The organism is Shewanella schlegeliana (assembly GCF_016765635.1).
GTDB classification, from domain to species: Bacteria; Pseudomonadota; Gammaproteobacteria; order Enterobacterales; family Shewanellaceae; genus Shewanella; species Shewanella schlegeliana.
Window position 1 is genome coordinate 156,603 of record NZ_JAESVD010000001.1, and the last position, 15,701, is coordinate 172,303.

At 44.2% G+C, this 15,701-nt stretch carries 18 protein-coding genes; 11 read left to right on the top strand and 7 right to left on the bottom strand.

Going from position 1 to position 15,701, the window contains the following annotated elements:
* Positions 1 to 8: 8 nt before the first annotated feature.
* Both JMA39_RS00755 and JMA39_RS00760 read right to left on the bottom strand, forming a co-directional pair.
* Positions 9 to 662, bottom strand: a complete 654-nt coding sequence (locus tag JMA39_RS00755) for an RluA family pseudouridine synthase (RefSeq protein WP_202719931.1) — start codon at positions 660 to 662, stop codon at positions 9 to 11.
* 125 nt (positions 663 to 787) lie between these two features.
* Positions 788 to 1,381: an acyl carrier protein phosphodiesterase gene (locus JMA39_RS00760; protein ID WP_202719932.1), complete on the bottom strand. Its 594-nt coding sequence runs from the start codon at positions 1,379 to 1,381 to the stop codon at positions 788 to 790.
* Between the two features lie 155 nt (positions 1,382 to 1,536).
* On the opposite strand from JMA39_RS00760, the gene JMA39_RS00765 reads away from it, so the two are divergent.
* From JMA39_RS00765 to JMA39_RS00810, 10 genes are all read left to right on the top strand, one after another.
* Complete coding sequence (locus tag JMA39_RS00765) at positions 1,537 to 1,710, top strand: hypothetical protein (protein WP_202719933.1); 174 nt, start codon at positions 1,537 to 1,539, stop codon at positions 1,708 to 1,710.
* Positions 1,711 to 1,827: 117 nt separating this feature from the next.
* Complete coding sequence (queA, locus tag JMA39_RS00770) at positions 1,828 to 2,865, top strand: tRNA preQ1(34) S-adenosylmethionine ribosyltransferase-isomerase QueA (protein WP_202719934.1); 1,038 nt, start codon at positions 1,828 to 1,830, stop codon at positions 2,863 to 2,865.
* Positions 2,866 to 3,045: 180 nt separating this feature from the next.
* Positions 3,046 to 4,179 carry a tRNA guanosine(34) transglycosylase Tgt gene (gene tgt, locus JMA39_RS00775; RefSeq protein WP_012276660.1) on the top strand — a complete coding sequence of 378 codons (1,134 nt, stop codon included), beginning with the start codon at positions 3,046 to 3,048 and terminating at the stop codon, positions 4,177 to 4,179.
* 30 nt (positions 4,180 to 4,209) lie between these two features.
* Positions 4,210 to 4,542 carry a preprotein translocase subunit YajC gene (gene yajC, locus JMA39_RS00780; RefSeq protein ID WP_012154722.1) on the top strand — a complete coding sequence of 111 codons (333 nt, stop codon included), beginning with the start codon at positions 4,210 to 4,212 and terminating at the stop codon, positions 4,540 to 4,542.
* 17 nt (positions 4,543 to 4,559) lie between these two features.
* Entirely contained in the window at positions 4,560 to 6,410 is a 1,851-nt protein-coding gene (gene secD / locus JMA39_RS00785; protein ID WP_202719935.1) for a protein translocase subunit SecD, read from the top strand.
* 13 nt (positions 6,411 to 6,423) lie between these two features.
* On the top strand, positions 6,424 to 7,371 hold the full coding sequence (secF, locus tag JMA39_RS00790) for a protein translocase subunit SecF (RefSeq protein ID WP_202719936.1): 948 nt from the start codon (positions 6,424 to 6,426) through the stop codon (positions 7,369 to 7,371).
* Between the two features lie 253 nt (positions 7,372 to 7,624).
* The gene (locus tag JMA39_RS00795; RefSeq protein ID WP_202719937.1) at positions 7,625 to 7,942 is read left to right on the top strand and encodes a putative signal transducing protein; all 318 of its coding nucleotides are present in this window, start codon (positions 7,625 to 7,627) and stop codon (positions 7,940 to 7,942) included.
* Positions 7,942 to 8,301 (top strand): rhodanese-like domain-containing protein, encoded by a 360-nt coding sequence (locus tag JMA39_RS00800; protein WP_202719938.1) that lies wholly within the window; start codon positions 7,942 to 7,944, stop codon positions 8,299 to 8,301. The genes JMA39_RS00795 and JMA39_RS00800 overlap by 1 nt, the downstream gene beginning before the upstream one ends.
* A 36-nt stretch (positions 8,302 to 8,337) precedes the next feature.
* Positions 8,338 to 9,249, top strand: coding sequence for a precorrin-2 dehydrogenase/sirohydrochlorin ferrochelatase family protein (locus JMA39_RS00805; RefSeq protein WP_202719939.1), 912 nt, complete (start codon positions 8,338 to 8,340; stop codon positions 9,247 to 9,249).
* Positions 9,250 to 9,394: 145 nt separating this feature from the next.
* Positions 9,395 to 9,940, top strand: coding sequence for a YaeQ family protein (locus JMA39_RS00810; RefSeq protein ID WP_202719940.1), 546 nt, complete (start codon positions 9,395 to 9,397; stop codon positions 9,938 to 9,940).
* 87 nt (positions 9,941 to 10,027) lie between these two features.
* Here the strand turns inward: JMA39_RS00810 and JMA39_RS00815 are convergent, their stop codons facing one another.
* The 3 genes from JMA39_RS00815 to JMA39_RS00825 all read right to left on the bottom strand — a co-directional run bounded on the left by JMA39_RS00815 (position 10,028) and on the right by JMA39_RS00825 (position 13,991).
* Entirely contained in the window at positions 10,028 to 11,467 is a 1,440-nt protein-coding gene (locus tag JMA39_RS00815) for a carbon starvation CstA family protein (protein WP_202719941.1), read from the bottom strand.
* A 136-nt stretch (positions 11,468 to 11,603) separates the two neighbouring features.
* Complete coding sequence (gene btsR / locus JMA39_RS00820) at positions 11,604 to 12,314, bottom strand: two-component system response regulator BtsR (RefSeq protein ID WP_202719942.1); 711 nt, start codon at positions 12,312 to 12,314, stop codon at positions 11,604 to 11,606.
* 3 nt (positions 12,315 to 12,317) lie between these two features.
* Entirely contained in the window at positions 12,318 to 13,991 is a 1,674-nt protein-coding gene (locus JMA39_RS00825; RefSeq protein WP_202719943.1) for a sensor histidine kinase, read from the bottom strand.
* A gap of 193 nt (positions 13,992 to 14,184) precedes the next feature.
* Between JMA39_RS00825 and JMA39_RS00830 the strand changes: the two genes are divergently transcribed.
* Positions 14,185 to 14,427, top strand: coding sequence for a YecH family metal-binding protein (locus tag JMA39_RS00830; RefSeq protein WP_202719944.1), 243 nt, complete (start codon positions 14,185 to 14,187; stop codon positions 14,425 to 14,427).
* A gap of 63 nt (positions 14,428 to 14,490) precedes the next feature.
* Here the strand turns inward: JMA39_RS00830 and JMA39_RS00835 are convergent, their stop codons facing one another.
* Positions 14,491 to 14,781: a PilZ domain-containing protein gene (locus JMA39_RS00835; protein WP_202719945.1), complete on the bottom strand. Its 291-nt coding sequence runs from the start codon at positions 14,779 to 14,781 to the stop codon at positions 14,491 to 14,493.
* 352 nt (positions 14,782 to 15,133) lie between these two features.
* Positions 15,134 to 15,541, bottom strand: coding sequence for a phosphate-starvation-inducible protein PsiE (locus JMA39_RS00840; RefSeq protein ID WP_202719946.1), 408 nt, complete (start codon positions 15,539 to 15,541; stop codon positions 15,134 to 15,136).
* Positions 15,542 to 15,701: the final 160 nt, after the last annotated feature.

Below are 15,701 nucleotides of genomic sequence, written 5' to 3' on the forward strand. Positions count from 1 at the left end.
AGCTTTGATTAGAACGAATGAGCGCTTTTAAAGTGCATTGTTTTACCTGAATAGGGGTGAGTGAAGCTTAACTCTTGGGCGTGCAGCTGCAATCGTTTAGCGGCTTTTAGAGTTTTTTCATCACCATAAAAATCATCGCCCAAAATAATGTGCCCTAGCGCTAGCATATGTACCCTTAGTTGGTGCGTCCTACCTGTGACAGGTTTTAGTTCAACTAGAGTGCTGTGAGTTTTTTGCTGTAACACTTTAAAATGGGTTATAGCAGCCTTTCCTGACTCGCTGACCATCTGTTTAGGAGGGTTAAGTTTATCAGCCCCAATGGCGAGCTCAATGACACCACTTTGTTGTGTCAGTATACCGTCCACTTCTGCGATATAAGTTTTTTGTGTTTGCCTGTTTTGAAACTGGGTTTTAAGGCTAGACTCCGCCTTTTTGTTGCGGGCAAATACCATAATGCCTGAGGTCGCGCAGTCTAAGCGGTGTACGAGAATACAATCTTTAAAACGTTGCTGTAGACGCGTCAACGCACAATCGTGAGTATATTCAGCGATACCGGGATTAGAGAGTAAGCCTGATGGCTTATTGATAACGATAATATCTCGGTCGATATAACGGATATCTAACCAAGGAATACAGGGGGGCTGATAGCTAAATATTTGCATGAATTCTCCTATTGCGGCGCAATTCTAGCAAATACTTAGCATGATGACTTAATCTTAAGTTAAAAAATGACTCAAATTATTTGGGATGCTAATCCCTTGCGCAAGTTTCACTGAGTCAACAGCGACTACAGATATTCAGGTGGGGTATTGCGGGTCCATAAGCGGCTATAGGCCATTAGCTGCGGATAAAAAGTGCGAAACGCAATTTCGATTTCAGTATCCAGCTTTTTGACACACTCTTGTGCTCCAATAAAAATCTCTGGCTTAGAGACGCGTTTCGCAACTGAGGCGAGTGCTTGATTGAGGCCTTCACGAGTTTGATACGCTACTAGCCAGTTTTCTTGACGCATCTTAGGCGCTATCGATACCAGTTGCTCAGGAAGTCCTTCACAGTCATCAATGGCGTCATAGGCTTTGGTAGCAAAATCTTCGAGGCTTTGCTGATGATATTCGTCCCAGTATTTTGCCAGCATATGATCAAAGCTCAGATCGATGATAATTGGGGCTGCACGAGTTAATGACTTGGGAAATATTGTCAACAGCTCTTTGGTGATCTCGTGGCTGTCAGTGAGCTGATCTATTTGGCGGTGGAGCCATATTCCTTGCTGAAGGTGTTTAGGGAAATGTTCAATACTGCCTTTAGCAAAATCGCCAGCAATATTGGCAGCCAGAGAGGTTTGGCTATTATCTGCTAAGTGCAGGTGTGCAAGAAAGTTCATATTTTATACTTGGTGATTCGCGTACTTCACGTTATCATGCAGGACGGTGCGAAGGAAATTCTTTCTTGAAATAATTCAAGATCTAGGGCTTCTAAAAGGATGTGCATCGTATAATTTGTAATTTACCCATCAATTAAACGGTTTGAGGATCAAGGATGATGTGGAACTGGTTAACCCAAAAGTTGGGCAGAGGCGTTCAAGTCAGACGAAAAAAAGTCGAAATTGATATTCCTTACGAACAACACCGCTATCGCATAGAAGACTTGGATAGCAAAACTCCCGATAACGCGGCGAGACAGCAGTCTAGCAAGTTTAAGTCGTTCAATTAATATTCCGGTTTATTGTCTTAAACGGGCAGTTTTGGCTGTTTTTTAGGATTGGATTGTTGATCTTCTGTAGCTCTAGCCATAGACTAGCGGCCGATTTAGATACAGTAGAGACTTTCCATGCGCGTTGCAGATTTTTCTTTTGAACTCCCAGATGAGTTAATTGCCCGTTATCCAACGGCTCAGCGGACAGCATCCCGACTGTTATCGCTTGACGGTAATAGTGGTCAGCTAGCTGATCTGCAATTTACCGATATTCTAGAGCAAGTCAGTCCTGGTGATTTGATGGTATTTAACAATACCCGAGTCATTCCTGCGCGTATGTTCGGTAAAAAGCAGTCTGGCGGTAAACTCGAGATCTTGGTTGAGCGTATGCTTGATGACAAGCGAGTCTTAGCTCATGTTCGTTGTTCTAAATCTCCGAAGGTCGATGCGATTATCTGTTTAGATGGTGGCTACGAGATGAAGATGGTTGCAAGACACGACGCACTGTTTGAGCTTGAACTGCAGAGCGACAAAACCGTACTTGAAGTGCTGGAAGAGGTTGGGCATATGCCATTGCCGCCTTATATCGATAGACCCGATGAAGACGCGGATAAAGAGCGCTATCAAACGGTTTACAACCAAAACCCAGGCGCTGTCGCTGCACCGACTGCAGGCTTACATTTTGATGATGCCATGCTTGCTAAATTAAAAGAAAAAGGCGTCAACACTGCATTTGTAACTCTGCATGTTGGTGCTGGTACCTTCCAGCCTGTACGAGTCGATAATATCCTCGACCATAAAATGCATTCTGAATGGGCCGAAGTACCACAAGATGTGGTTGATTTAATTGCCGAGACAAAGAGCAGAGGCAATCGCGTTATTGCCGTTGGTACCACATCGGTTCGTTCACTCGAAAGTGCAGCCAAAGCATCGCCTGAGCAGTTACAAGCATTTAGTGGTGATACTGATATCTTTATTTATCCTGGATATCAGTTCCAAGTGGTCGATGCCATGGTGACAAACTTTCACCTGCCGGAGTCGACCCTTATCATGTTGCTAAGTGCTTTTGCCGGCTTCGATGAGGTAAAAAACGCCTATCAGCACGCGATCGCTCAAAAATACCGCTTCTTTAGCTATGGCGACGCCATGTTTGTGACCAAAAAAGCGAACTAATTATCCAAATTGCTTTAAAATACCCAGTTCAGATGAAGTGGGTATTTTTTTATCTGCACTTTTAATGCATATTTTGGCAGTTAGGGTTGATACTGAATTGTTCGCCCTTATGTTTGTCATAATCTTAGGCTCAATGGTTGAGTCGACTCAGGTCAGACTGTTTCTCTGGCGAGGTGAAAAATGAAATTTGAATTAGATACAACTCAAGGCCGTGCTCGTCGTGGTCGTTTGATTTTTGAACGTGGTACGGTTGAAACACCTGCTTTTATGCCTGTAGGTACTTACGGCACCGTTAAAGGTATGACACCTGAAGAAGTGCGTGCTACTGGTGCCGATATCCTGCTTGGTAATACATTCCACCTATGGTTACGTCCAGGTGAAGAGATCATGCGTAAGCATGGTGATCTACACGACTTTATGAACTGGCAACGACCAATCCTGACTGATTCGGGCGGGTTCCAAGTGTTTAGCTTGGGTGATATCCGTAAGATCACTGAGGAAGGTGTGCATTTTCGTTCACCGATCAACGGTGAAAAGATTTTCTTAGATCCTGAGAAGTCGATGCAAATTCAAGATTCATTAGGCAGCGATGTGGTAATGATTTTTGACGAATGTACTCCGTACCCAGCAACCGAAGATGAAGCACGTAAATCGATGCAGATGTCACTGCGTTGGGCGCAGCGTTCACGCGATGAGTTTGACAGACTTGAAAATCCGAACTCTCTGTTTGGTATTATTCAAGGCGGTGTCTATGAGGACCTACGCGACGAAAGCTTAAACGGCCTAGTCGATATTGGTTTTGATGGGTACGCTGTTGGTGGTTTAGCAGTTGGCGAGCCAAAGGAAGACATGCACCGTATTCTTGAGCATGTTTGTCCAAAAATTCCAGCTGATAAACCACGTTATTTGATGGGAGTAGGTAAACCTGAGGATTTAGTTGAAGGCGTACGTCGCGGTGTAGACATGTTTGACTGTGTTATGCCAACGCGAAATGCTCGAAACGGTCATCTGTTTACTAGTGAAGGTGTTATCAAGATCCGTAATGCGCGTCATCGCGATGATACTTCACCACTCGATGATAAGTGTGATTGTTATACCTGTAAGAACTACTCTCGGGCATATCTATACCACTTAGATCGTTGTAATGAGATTTTGGGTGCTCGATTAAACACCATTCATAACCTTCGTTATTACCAAAGATTGATGGAAGGTTTGCGTGGCGCTATCGAGACAGGTACATTAGACGCCTTTGTTACGGAATTCTATACCAGCCAAGGTCGAGAAGTACCTGAAGTACCTGAATTAACCGATTAATTTTAACTCAGACAAGAAGAAGAGAATACTATGTTTATTTCAAACGCATATGCAGCTGATGCACCTGTTGGCGGCGCTGGTGGCACGATGGAATTGATTTTCATGTTGGTCATTTTTGGCCTAATTTTTTACTTCATGATTTTCCGTCCACAATCTAAGCGCGTTAAAGAGCACAAGAACCTGATGAGCTCTTTGAGCAAGGGTGATGAAGTGCTAACAAGTGGCGGTATTCTAGGTAAAATCGCTAAGATCAGTGATGAAAACGACTACGTTTTGTTGACTATCAACGAAACAAGCGAAATCACGATTAAGAAGGATTATATCGCGGCCGTATTGCCAAAAGGCTCTATTAAGTCACTTTAAGCCAAGAGGGCGATGGCGTGTTAAATAAATACCCGATGTGGAAAAACCTAATGGTGATATTGATTATCGCCATAGGTGGATTCTATGCGATACCAAACCTTTTCGGAGAAGACCACGCAGTTCAAGTGGTTGCAACTCGAGGAGCAGAGGTCTCAGCGTCGACTCTGTCGACAGTAAATGAAGTATTAAAGAGCAAAGGTATCGCTGTTAAGCGTTCCGAGCTTGAAAATGGTCAGTTGTTAGTACGCTTAAATAATGGTGAAGAGCAGTTAGTTGCTAAAGAAATCATTAGCGATGCGTTAGGCGACAAGTACACCGTAGCATTAAACTTAGCACCAGCTACACCAAAGTGGTTAGAGGCCATGGGCGGATCGCCTATGAAGCTAGGTTTAGATTTGCGTGGTGGTGTTCACTTCTTGATGGAAGTGGATATGGGCGAAGCGCTTCGTAAGATGAGCGAAGCCAAGGTTGCAGACTTCAGAACTGATTTACGAGCTGAGAAAATTCGCTACGCGGGTATTCGTAATGGCGCCAAAGGCATCGAGATTAAGTTTCGCGATGCAGAGACTTTAGCGAAAGCCGAAAACTTTCTTAAGTCTCGCAGCAATGACATGGTCTTCGTCGACAAGACTGTTGGCGATGACTATGTCCTTGTTGCTAATCCAAGTGAAGCTTATTTAAAACAGGTTAAAGAAGAAGCACTACAGCAAAACATCACCACACTGCGTAACCGTGTAAACGAGTTAGGTGTGGCGGAGCCTGTTGTGCAACGTCAAGGTGCTGAACGTATTATTGTTGAGCTACCAGGCGTTCAAGATACCGCTCGCGCAAAAGAAATTTTGAGTGCGACGGCATCGATTGAATTCCATATGGTTGACCAAAAAGCCGATGTTCAAGCTGCAATGAGTGGCCGTGTACCAGCGGGTTCTGAGCTTTATCAGCGCCGCAGCGGTGGTCCAGTCGTCTTGAAAAAAGCGGTTATGTTGACCGGTGATCATATTCAAGGTGCGCAGCCAAGCTTCGACGAATATAGTCGTCCACAAGTATCAATTAACCTTGATGCTAAAGGTGGTTCAATCTTCTCGAATGTCACTAAAGACAACATCGGCAACCCGATGGCAACGCTATTTATCGAGTATAAAGATACCGGTGAAAAGAATGCCGACGGTAGCGTTAAGATGAAGAAGATTGAAGAAGTGATTTCGGTTGCTACCATTCAAGCACGTCTTGGCCGTAACTTTGTTATCACAGGCCTTGAGCATGCAGAAGCACAGAACTTAGCGCTATTGCTACGTGCTGGTGCGCTAATCGCTCCTGTTTATATCGTTGAGGAACGTACCATTGGTCCGAGCCTAGGTGCTGAAAATATCCAAAACGGTATGCAAGCGATGATCTGGGGGATGGCTGTCGTCTTAATCTTCATGTTGGTTTACTACCGTGGTTTCGGTCTAATCGCAAACCTTGCACTAACGGCTAACTTGGTAATGGTTGTGGGCGTGATGTCTATGATCCCAGGAGCAGTGCTAACACTGCCGGGTATTGCCGGTATGGTGTTAACAGTCGGTATGGCAGTTGATGGTAACGTATTGATTTACGAGCGTATTCGTGAAGAATTACGTAATGGCCGCAGCGTACAGCAAGCGATTCATGAAGGATACGGTAACGCATTCTCAACTATCGCCGATGCTAACATCACTACCTTTATGACGGCGCTTATTCTATTTGCCGTGGGTACAGGTGCGGTGAAGGGCTTCGCGGTAACCCTAATGATCGGTATCGCTACTTCTATGTTTACTTCTATCGTGGGTACACGCTCAATCGTGAACGCGATTTGGGGTGGTAAACGCGTGAAGAAACTGTCTATTTAAGGGGAAGTTGATAATGTTACAGATTTTAAATGTTAAAGGCACAGTCAACTTCCTGCGCCATGCACTGCCAATCAGCATCTTCTCTGCTGTGTTAGTGCTAGGTTCAATTGTTACCTTAGCGACAAAAGGTATTAACTGGGGCCTAGACTTTACCGGCGGTACAGTTGTAGAGCTTGAATTTTCTAAGCCAGCTGACTTAAATGCGATTCGCACAAATCTTTCTACTGAGGCTGTTGGTGGCGCAGTGGTTCAGAACTTTGGTTCTAGCCGCGACGTGCTTATTCGCCTTCCTGTGAAAGATGACTTTAAGAGCGAAGATCAAGTTAACGACGTGATGGATGCCGTAACCAAACTGGATTCATCGGTTGTTCAAAAGCGTGTCGAATTTGTGGGACCACAGGTAGGTAAAGAACTTGCAGAGCAGGGGGGATTAGCGGTTTTAGTCGCGCTAATCTGTATTCTTATCTATGTGTCATTCCGATTTGAATGGCGTTTAGCACTGGGTTCAGTAGCGGCACTTGCGCACGATATTATCGTTACTTTAGGCGTGTTTTCGCTGCTACAGCTTGAGTTTGACCTAACTGTACTCGCAGGTTTGCTGACCGTTGTTGGTTACTCGTTGAACGATACCATCGTGGTATTTGACCGTATTCGTGAAAACTTCCTAAAGTTGCGTAAGAGTACGCCTGAAGAAGTGGTGAATATTTCAATCACTCAGACCATGAGTCGTACCATTATTACGACTGGTACAACATTGGTTGTAGTTGTGGCTCTGTTCCTCAAAGGTGGCACAATGATCCATGGCTTTGCGACAGCATTGTTGATGGGTATTTTTGTGGGTACCTTCTCGTCAATCTACGTGGCGAGCTTCTTGGCTATCAAGCTAGGCATTAATCGTGAACACATGATGCCTGTTGAAGTTGAGAAAGAAGGTGCAGATCAAGATGCACTAATGCCTTAATAGGTATAAGTACAGAAAAGCCACCCTTGAGGTGGCTTTTTTATGCGCTATTCGATGATAATTATCTTTAATTTTTGTAAAGGTGAGTATAAATCCCACCTATTCCCCCTAGGCTAAGTGTTTTGTGTTGTTTAAAAACAGAGCACTCGACAGACTTGTCGATTTCGCTGTAGCATGTAAACCTATTTTAAAGTGAGCTTATTGAAGTTTTGTCCCTTAATTTGCCGACAGAGCAATAGCAGTAGGAAATAACATGGAAGAGCAGACACGTTTGGTTGCAGCAGGGAATCTGCTAGAGGCTCATACTTGGAAAGGTATGCTGGAGTCCAGTGGTATACAGGTTGAGTTAAAAGGTGAGGCACTGTTAGGTGGTGTAGGTGAGCTACCAACAGGCATTCAAAATGTCGAACTTTGGGTGGCAGAAAGCCAATACGAAATCGCAAAAAAACAGATGGCATCGTTAAACGCACAGTGTCCACAATGGAAGTGTGTTAACTGCCATGAAATCAATGAATCCAGCTTTGAGCTCTGCTGGAATTGCAGTGCTGAGCGAAGTGAGAAGTACAGTTAATGAAACATAATCCTGCATTTTTAGCATTAGTAGAAAGTATTTTACCTAAGATCACCGAAGTGACAGTTGAGCAGTACCAATCTATGACAGACTGGAACTTACTCGATGTCAGAGAAGACTCTGAGTGGCTGCAGGGACACCTACCTAACGCGCAGCATTTAGGCAGAGGTATTATTGAGAGAGATATCGAGACACGTTTTCCCGATAAACAAAGCCCATTGGTTTTGTATTGTGGCGGCGGCTATCGTTCTGCACTGGCTGCAAATAATCTTCAGGTTATGGGTTATTCGAAAGTGGTATCGTTAGCGGGTGGTTATAAAGCCTGGCTTGAGCGACAATTGCCGATAGAACACGACTAAAGAAGTCGTAAACTATCGCATAGGTGCAGCTCATAAATGCAATACTTTCCGCTGTTTGTTGATACCCAAGCTCTTAGGGTGCTTATTATTGGGGCTGGCGATGTCGCCAGTCGCAAGTTGGACCTACTTTGTCGCACTGAGGCGAGTGTTCGCGTTATCGCAATTGATGTTTGCCAAGACACCCTCAACTATGTCAATCAAAATCGCATAACCCTTGAACAACGACCAGTTAGTGACTCTGATATCACAGGTTACGATCTTATTTATCTTTGCACCGCAGATAAGCAGCTCAATGAACGTCTAGCGAGTATCGCCAAGCGGCAAGGGATTTGGGCTAATGTGGTAGATAATCCAAAGCATTGCCGCTTTATCACTCCTTCCATTGTCGATAGAGGTCGCTTACAGATTGCGATAAGCACAGCTGGTGCTGCACCCGTATACGCACGAGAACTCAGAGCGCGACTGGAGTCTTGGTTACCTCTTTCGATCAATCCTTTATTTGATTTTATTGCCGAGCACCGCAAAGAGGTTCAGCAACGTTTGCCTGTATTTAAACAAAGAAGAGTATTTTGGGAGCATTTTTTTAAGCGCAATGCTGAGCGTTTTGACGAAAACACGCCTGAACATTACCAGGCCTGTTTTTCACTGCAAACAACGAGAGGCGAGTTGTTGTTGATCGATACCTCAACACCAGCCGACTTATTACCTATTGGCGCCATGCCTTACCTGCAAAAGATCGAAGTGACTTATGCCACTTCTCCTGTGCCTTTTGAACTTAATGAGTTGTTAAGGCGAGACGCTAGTTTTTTGGCTGAGTTCGATGATGACATGATTGAGCAACAGTTAACCACCGGAGAGTCATGCCTTGTCTATGGTGACCCCGCTGAAATGCAGCGTTTATCTGAGCAGTTTGTCGATGCCAGATATTTAAGACCGGGCAGCTTTTAGCTCATCACCTTTTAGTTCATCAGATAGATAAGTTTTACATTCGTTAACCAAGGAGGCTAGAACAGTGTTGTTTTTAATGCCTTGATCGTGTGCTGGCTGTTTAATTTGAGGTAAACTTGGCGCAAATTTATTTGTGAATACTCCCATGGCACTTAAAGCAACCGTATTTAAAGTCGCAATCCAAATCGCCGATATGGATCGTGGTTATTATCAAGATCACCAGTTAACGCTAGCCCAGCATCCTTCAGAAACCGATGAACGTATGATGGTAAGACTGCTTGCCTTTGCCATGAATGCCAGTGACAGTTTGGCGTTTAGCAAAGGACTATGTGTCGATGATGAGCCTGAGCTTTGGGATAAGTCATTGTCCGATGAAATCAACCTATGGGTGGAGTTTGGGCAGAGTGACGAGAAATGGTTACGTAAAGCGTGTGGGCGTGCTAAACAAGTACAGCTCATTACCTACGGCGGTCGTAGTGTGCCTATTTGGTGGAAGCAAAATGAAGCGACGCTTGAGCGCTACGGCAATTTAACGATTTGGAATATTCCAGAAGAAGCTGTGAAAGCGATGGGGCAGCTGGTTGGTCGCAACATGTCTTTGCAGTTTAATATTTGTGAAGGCCAGATCTGGATCTCTGATAACGATAATAGCGTGTTGGTTGAACCTGAATTGCTCAAGGGTGACAGATAAGGTGTTACTGTTTGTATAGAGTGAAGTTTTAGCACGTAAAAAAGCCAGTCGTTTGACTGGCTTTTTTGTGGCGGAACCGCAGAAGTACTAAGACTCTTCCGCTACCATTTCAATTTCGCCTTTACCTTTAGTCTTAACAATAACTAGGCCAGTGATCACTAAGGTCGATACTACGCCTGCAATTGTTGAGATTGTCATTGGTAGGCCTGCTCCTAGCGTGTGTGAGCTCAATAGGAAACTAATTACAACCGTTGTCATAAACATGGCCGGAACCGTACAGATCCAATGCAGTTTGTTGTGACGTAAAAGGTACGCAGATGCTGTCCATAACATCATTACTGCAGTTGTCTGGTTAGCAACACCGAAGTAGCGCCAAATGACACCAAAATCAACCTGAGTTAATACCGCACCAGCAACAAATAATGGGATAGCAAACATTAGACGCTTTGGCAGCTCTGTTTGTGGCATTTTGAAGAACTCAGCTAAAATCAGACGGGCGCTTCGGAACGCTGTATCACCTGAGGTGATAGGCAGTACGATAACCCCTAGTACCGCTAGGAAACCACCTACCGCGCCTAGAAGACCTGTTGAAGCTTCATAAACGACGTTCGCAGGGTTACCCGCCATACCCGCATTTAGCCCTTCAACACCGCCGAAGAAAGACAGTGCGATAGCACACCAGATAAGGGCAATAATACCTTCACCGATCATAGCGCCGTAGAATACAAAGCGACCATTTGATTCATTCTCAACACAGCGCGCCATTAGTGGTGACTGAGTTGCGTGGAAACCTGAGACAGCACCACAAGCAATCGTGATGAATAGGGCAGGCCATAGAGGCATGTCATTCGGGTTTAAGTTCGTTAGGAAGTCACCGACTTCAACGCCTGGTAATAAAGTGTGCTCACTAGAGATGATTAACGCGATAGTCAGACCAACAGACATAAACACTAGCAGAGCGCCGAAGAACGGATAGAGGCGGCCGATAATCTTATCGACAGGCACGATGGTTGCGATCAAGTAGTATACGAAGATGATACCAACGAAAATGCTCAAGTCCAAACCTGTTAGCTTAGCCAAAAGGCCAGCAGGAGCCGAGATAAATACCACCCCAACTAGAAGCAGAAGAATGATGGCAAACACGTTCATAAAGTGCTTAGCACCTTTGCCTAGGTATTTACCTGCAAGGTTAGGTACCGACTCACCATTGTTGCGAACAGATAACATGCCAGAGAAATAATCGTGTACTGCACCTGCAAATACACAGCCAAGCACAATCCATAACATGGCCGCTGGGCCATAAAGTGCACCGAGGATAGGACCAAAGATTGGGCCTACACCAGCAATATTGAGTAACTGAATAAGGTAAACTTTACCTTTAGACATAGGTACATAATCGACACCGTCAGTCTTGGTAAATGCAGGGGTTTGACGATTTGTATTGATGCCAAAAACCTTTTCGACAAATGCACCATAAATAAAATAGCCACCGATCAACAGACCGACGCAAAGCAAGAACCACGTCATATTAATTAACTCTCCAAACATAGAATGGCTGGGAGTGTAAACTTATTTATAGAGTCAGAAAGTTCCAAATAGCTAAGCGGTCAGATAGCTAAGGTCAGCGGTAATATGGCGACCTTAGCGGTTGAACTTTTTATTGCTATTGGAACCCAAAAAGTTGTTTGAGTTGCTTTAAGTAGCGCCTAGATACTGGCACCTTAGCGCCAGAGCGAGTTGTGACCTCTGCACCCGCTTCTTGCAGTTCGATTTCGGCAATGGCCTTAGGAGCGATTAAGTACTGCCGATGGCAATAGATAAGCGAGGTTTTTTCCTCTAGTACTCTTAATGTCATATGGGTATGCACAAGCTCGTTGGCGGTCGCAACATGCACGCCGCTCATATCACTATAGATAAATTGTACGGCATCAGTGGCCACCACCTTTAACCTATTGCCGCAAAAGCAGGGGATATGCTCAAGCTTTTCAGTGGCGATGGGGCCGAGTTGCTTAGGTGTCAGGTCTTTGCGTAATCGGTTTAATGTCGAGGCGAAACGATTGTCATCAATCGGCTTCAATAGGTAATCGAATGCCTGTTTTTCAAATGCAGTGATGGCGTATTCATCAAATGCTGTCACAAACACGATCCTAGGGAGATTATCCGGGTCTAACATAGACGCGAGTTCAAGGCCGGATATTTTGGGCATCTGAATATCAAGGAAGATCAGCTCAGGTTTATACTTTGCGATGGCTTGCATCGCTTCAACGGCGTTACTGCATTGGGCTACCACTTCAAAATCAGGGTCGTTCTCAAGCAAGATAGCAAGCTCGTCTCTGGCATAAGGTTCATCGTCAATTATGATACAGCTAATCAAGGCTTAAGATCCCTTTGTTGGTAGGTGAATGCTAATTGTAGTGTATTGGTTTGGTTCAAAGTTTATTGCAATACCAAACTGTGCGCCAAATATGTTTTGGATCCGCTTGTCGACGATATTCATGCCTAAGCCTTCGCTGTCGGTTTTTGGCTTATAAAGGCCAGCATTGTCGGTGACAGACAGTAGTAGTGTCTCGTCTGCCAATAGCTCGCCTTTAACCGTGATGACGCCGGAACTTAGCATGTTTGAAGTGCCGTGTTTCACCGCATTCTCAATGATTGGCTGCAGGGTAAAGGCGGGCAGTTTGCAATGCAATAATGACTCTGGAATATCAATATTGACCGTTAATTTATCGATAAAGCGTGCCTTTTCGATAGTCAGATATGAGTCAATATGTTCAAGTTCATCGGCGAGAGTGACCAGTCCCGTGGTGCGTTTTAAGTTGATCCGTAAAAACTGCGATAGGTTTTGAATGAGTTGCCGTGCAGTATTAGGGTCGCGGCGGATAATCGCTGCGATGGTATTTAGCGCATTAAACAAAAAGTGTGGATTGACTTGGGCTTGTAACAACTTCAGTTCAGACTGAACTAATAAGTTTTGCTGAACGGCAAAGCGACCATAAAGAATTTGGTTCGATAGCAGTCGTCCTAAACCTTCGCCTAGGGTTTTATTGATATTGAGAAACAGCTTTTTCTTCGGCTCGTACAGTTTGATGGTTCCGATAACTTCGGCATCAGATCTAAGCGGGATCACTAAGCTGGAACCCAGCTGACAATTGTCTGATATTGAGCATGCATAGGGCACATTGACGCCATCGGCGAACATCACTCTATCTTGATCTATAGCATCTTGAGTTATTTTAGAAGAGATCGGCGTACCCGAAATATGGTGGTCATCGCCGATGCCGATAAAGGCCAGCAGTTTTTCAGTATCGGTAATAGCTACCGCGCCAACCTGCGTTTCCTCTTTGATAATTTGTGCTACCTGCTTACTGGTTTCTTCATTAAAACCTGTCGACAAAATTCCTACACTGCGCTCAGCAATCCTTAACGACTGAGTTGAGAATACCGACGACATCTTGTCATACATGGCTTTTTGGTCGCGTATGATACTCATAAATAGTGCGGCACCGATAGAGTTGATCAACAACATTGGCAGCGCTATTTGTTCCACGAGTGCAAAGGCATCAGCAAAAGGTTTAGCAACGGCTAGAATAATTAGCATCTGCATCACTTCAGCTGTAAAGGTCACCACGCACACCAGTAATGGTGAATAGAGCATTTCTTGTTGGCCGATACGGCGTAGGTAATAACTCACCATTCCAGCAGATAAGCCCTCCAAGGTAGTCGAGATAGCGCAGGCCAGATCGGTAAATCCGCCCATGCTGTATCTGTGTAGCCCGCCTGTGAGCCCGACTAAGAAACCCGTAACTGGCCCGCCGAGTAAGCCTCCAAGTACGGCGCCCATGGCTCGAGTATTGGCGATGGCATCATTGGTCTGTTCACCAAAATAGGTGGCCATAATGCAAAAGCCTGAGAAGATAAAGTAGATATAAACCTTGTGGGGAAGGCGAGTCGCGGCCTCGGTAAAAACTTTAAAAAGGGGGGTTTTACTAACAAGGTAGACAATCATCATATAGAGGCTCATCTGTTGTGTTAGTAATAATATTAGTGACATGGAAGACTCACTTTGAAAGAGTGGCTTAGCTTAGGCTGTTTAAGCAAAATCAAATGCTTAATATAGTGTGCATTGACACTAATTTCATACAAAAATTTATGACTATTAATACGAGTGCAAAGTAGATCAAAGTTTTGAATATAGGGATAGCGTATAAAGTGCCTTATATATACAGCTTAATATTAGAGGCAATATGTCAGATTCTATTCACGGCCATCAGGTGATGGAGCTTATGTTAGCGCACGGGCAATCTTTAACTAAAGAGGCGTTAAAATCATTAATGCATAAAGAGTTTGGTGAGCAGGCACGTTACCACACTTGCTCTGCACAAGAGATGGATGCAGATGAGCTAATCGCTTTTCTTGAGAAAAAAGGGAAGTTTATCCATTCGCAGAACGGTATAGAGACCGCTGCTGATCGGATCTGTAACCACTAACAGCATCTAAGAATATATTAAAGCCTAACGATGTTAGGCTTTTTTATGCAGCTTATAGCATGACTAAATGAGTTGTAATGCGATGTGACAACGAGTATCGCTGATGCTAGTACAACGGCAAACCTGGCCCTTGATGGTATTCTCGTTATCATAACCTTGATTAAAGGTTATCTCGATTAAGGTGCCTAGTGCTAATGCTTGATTGTATTCTAGTAGTGCGCCTCGGCGAGAAAGATCCAAGCAGATGGCTGATTTCGAATGTATGCCTGCATTACTGTGAATCGCGATAGTAACAGACTCATCTTCCATATCGACTCTTTGGGAGCTACGCCTTTCTTGTTGCGAGGTTTCCATACCGATTATCCTTATACAATCATATTAAACATGTGAGCAGGTCAAAGCCCTGTATACTGCGCAAGTTGCTCTTGATATCGAATAACGATTAGCTTCGATCCTCTGCATTGTCTAAAGGCTCAGAACTCCCGCTGGTTGATCACATATTTAATGTGATCGCTATTATATCAAGTTATTTTGCATAAACAGATATGAGCTTAAACCACTTGTGCCCGCAATTAAAGACCTAGGCTGGGATTGGTTGATTTTAATAGGGTATTAAAGGCAAAGGATAAACTGAAGATGATACTGAGAAGCTAAGCACTCGAAGGTATCACTCAGAGTGCTTATCATTTGCTATTTTAGATAAATCTTATAGCTCGTCTTCTTTGGGACGGGGATAAGGTAATTTTAGCTGTCCCCAGCGAATTATAATAACCGTGGCAGCGAGGACAAGCGTAGAGATTGAAATCGCAACAATTCGCCAGTCATCCATCGCCTTCATATCTAAAATCAAATATCGCGCAAGAGCGACGATAGCAATGTAAAGTGGCATGCGAATAGGCAGCTTGCCTGATTCGGCATAATGCGACACCATTGCCAGCACTTCTAAATAGATAAATAGTAACAGTAGATCCGCAAGGGCCACTGCACCAACTTCAAAAATATGTTTAATCTCTTGGCCAATCGCTACTACAGTGGCGATTGCGATAATAATGAGTACTAGATGTTCAATGGCTTTGATGCTGGTAATGCCATATTTGCGATACATTTTATCCATGATGCTCCCTAATGCAGTCGTTTGATAAATGGTACCAGTAAATCGAAGAATTGTGACATTATCCGTGTGACGCTATTCACAATTGTGTTTGATATTTGTCTTTGTAATACCTAAGAAAATTGAATTAGGTTTTAAGAGTTTAGAGCATTTTGGCCAGTTT

Excerpts from the sequence above, each read along its gene's own strand:
- JMA39_RS00825 (WP_202719943.1), bottom strand. The coding sequence starts at position 13,991 with ATGTCACTAATATTATTACTAACACAACAGATGAGCCTCTATATGATG.
- JMA39_RS00800 (WP_202719938.1), top strand. The coding sequence starts at position 7,942 with ATGAAACATAATCCTGCATTTTTAGCATTAGTAGAAAGTATTTTACCT.
- JMA39_RS00765 (WP_202719933.1), top strand. The coding sequence starts at position 1,537 with ATGATGTGGAACTGGTTAACCCAAAAGTTGGGCAGAGGCGTTCAAGTC.
- JMA39_RS00835 (WP_202719945.1), bottom strand. The coding sequence starts at position 14,781 with ATGGAAACCTCGCAACAAGAAAGGCGTAGCTCCCAAAGAGTCGATATG.
- JMA39_RS00840 (WP_202719946.1), bottom strand. The coding sequence starts at position 15,541 with ATGGATAAAATGTATCGCAAATATGGCATTACCAGCATCAAAGCCATT.
- JMA39_RS00795 (WP_202719937.1), top strand. The coding sequence starts at position 7,625 with ATGGAAGAGCAGACACGTTTGGTTGCAGCAGGGAATCTGCTAGAGGCT.
- JMA39_RS00810 (WP_202719940.1), top strand. The coding sequence starts at position 9,395 with ATGGCACTTAAAGCAACCGTATTTAAAGTCGCAATCCAAATCGCCGAT.
- tgt (WP_012276660.1), top strand. The coding sequence starts at position 3,046 with ATGAAATTTGAATTAGATACAACTCAAGGCCGTGCTCGTCGTGGTCGT.
- JMA39_RS00830 (WP_202719944.1), top strand. The coding sequence starts at position 14,185 with ATGTCAGATTCTATTCACGGCCATCAGGTGATGGAGCTTATGTTAGCG.
- queA (WP_202719934.1), top strand. The coding sequence starts at position 1,828 with ATGCGCGTTGCAGATTTTTCTTTTGAACTCCCAGATGAGTTAATTGCC.
- yajC (WP_012154722.1), top strand. The coding sequence starts at position 4,210 with ATGTTTATTTCAAACGCATATGCAGCTGATGCACCTGTTGGCGGCGCT.
- JMA39_RS00815 (WP_202719941.1), bottom strand. The coding sequence starts at position 11,467 with ATGACGTGGTTCTTGCTTTGCGTCGGTCTGTTGATCGGTGGCTATTTT.
- secF (WP_202719936.1), top strand. The coding sequence starts at position 6,424 with ATGTTACAGATTTTAAATGTTAAAGGCACAGTCAACTTCCTGCGCCAT.
- JMA39_RS00805 (WP_202719939.1), top strand. The coding sequence starts at position 8,338 with ATGCAATACTTTCCGCTGTTTGTTGATACCCAAGCTCTTAGGGTGCTT.
- JMA39_RS00755 (WP_202719931.1), bottom strand. The coding sequence starts at position 662 with ATGCAAATATTTAGCTATCAGCCCCCCTGTATTCCTTGGTTAGATATC.
- JMA39_RS00760 (WP_202719932.1), bottom strand. The coding sequence starts at position 1,381 with ATGAACTTTCTTGCACACCTGCACTTAGCAGATAATAGCCAAACCTCT.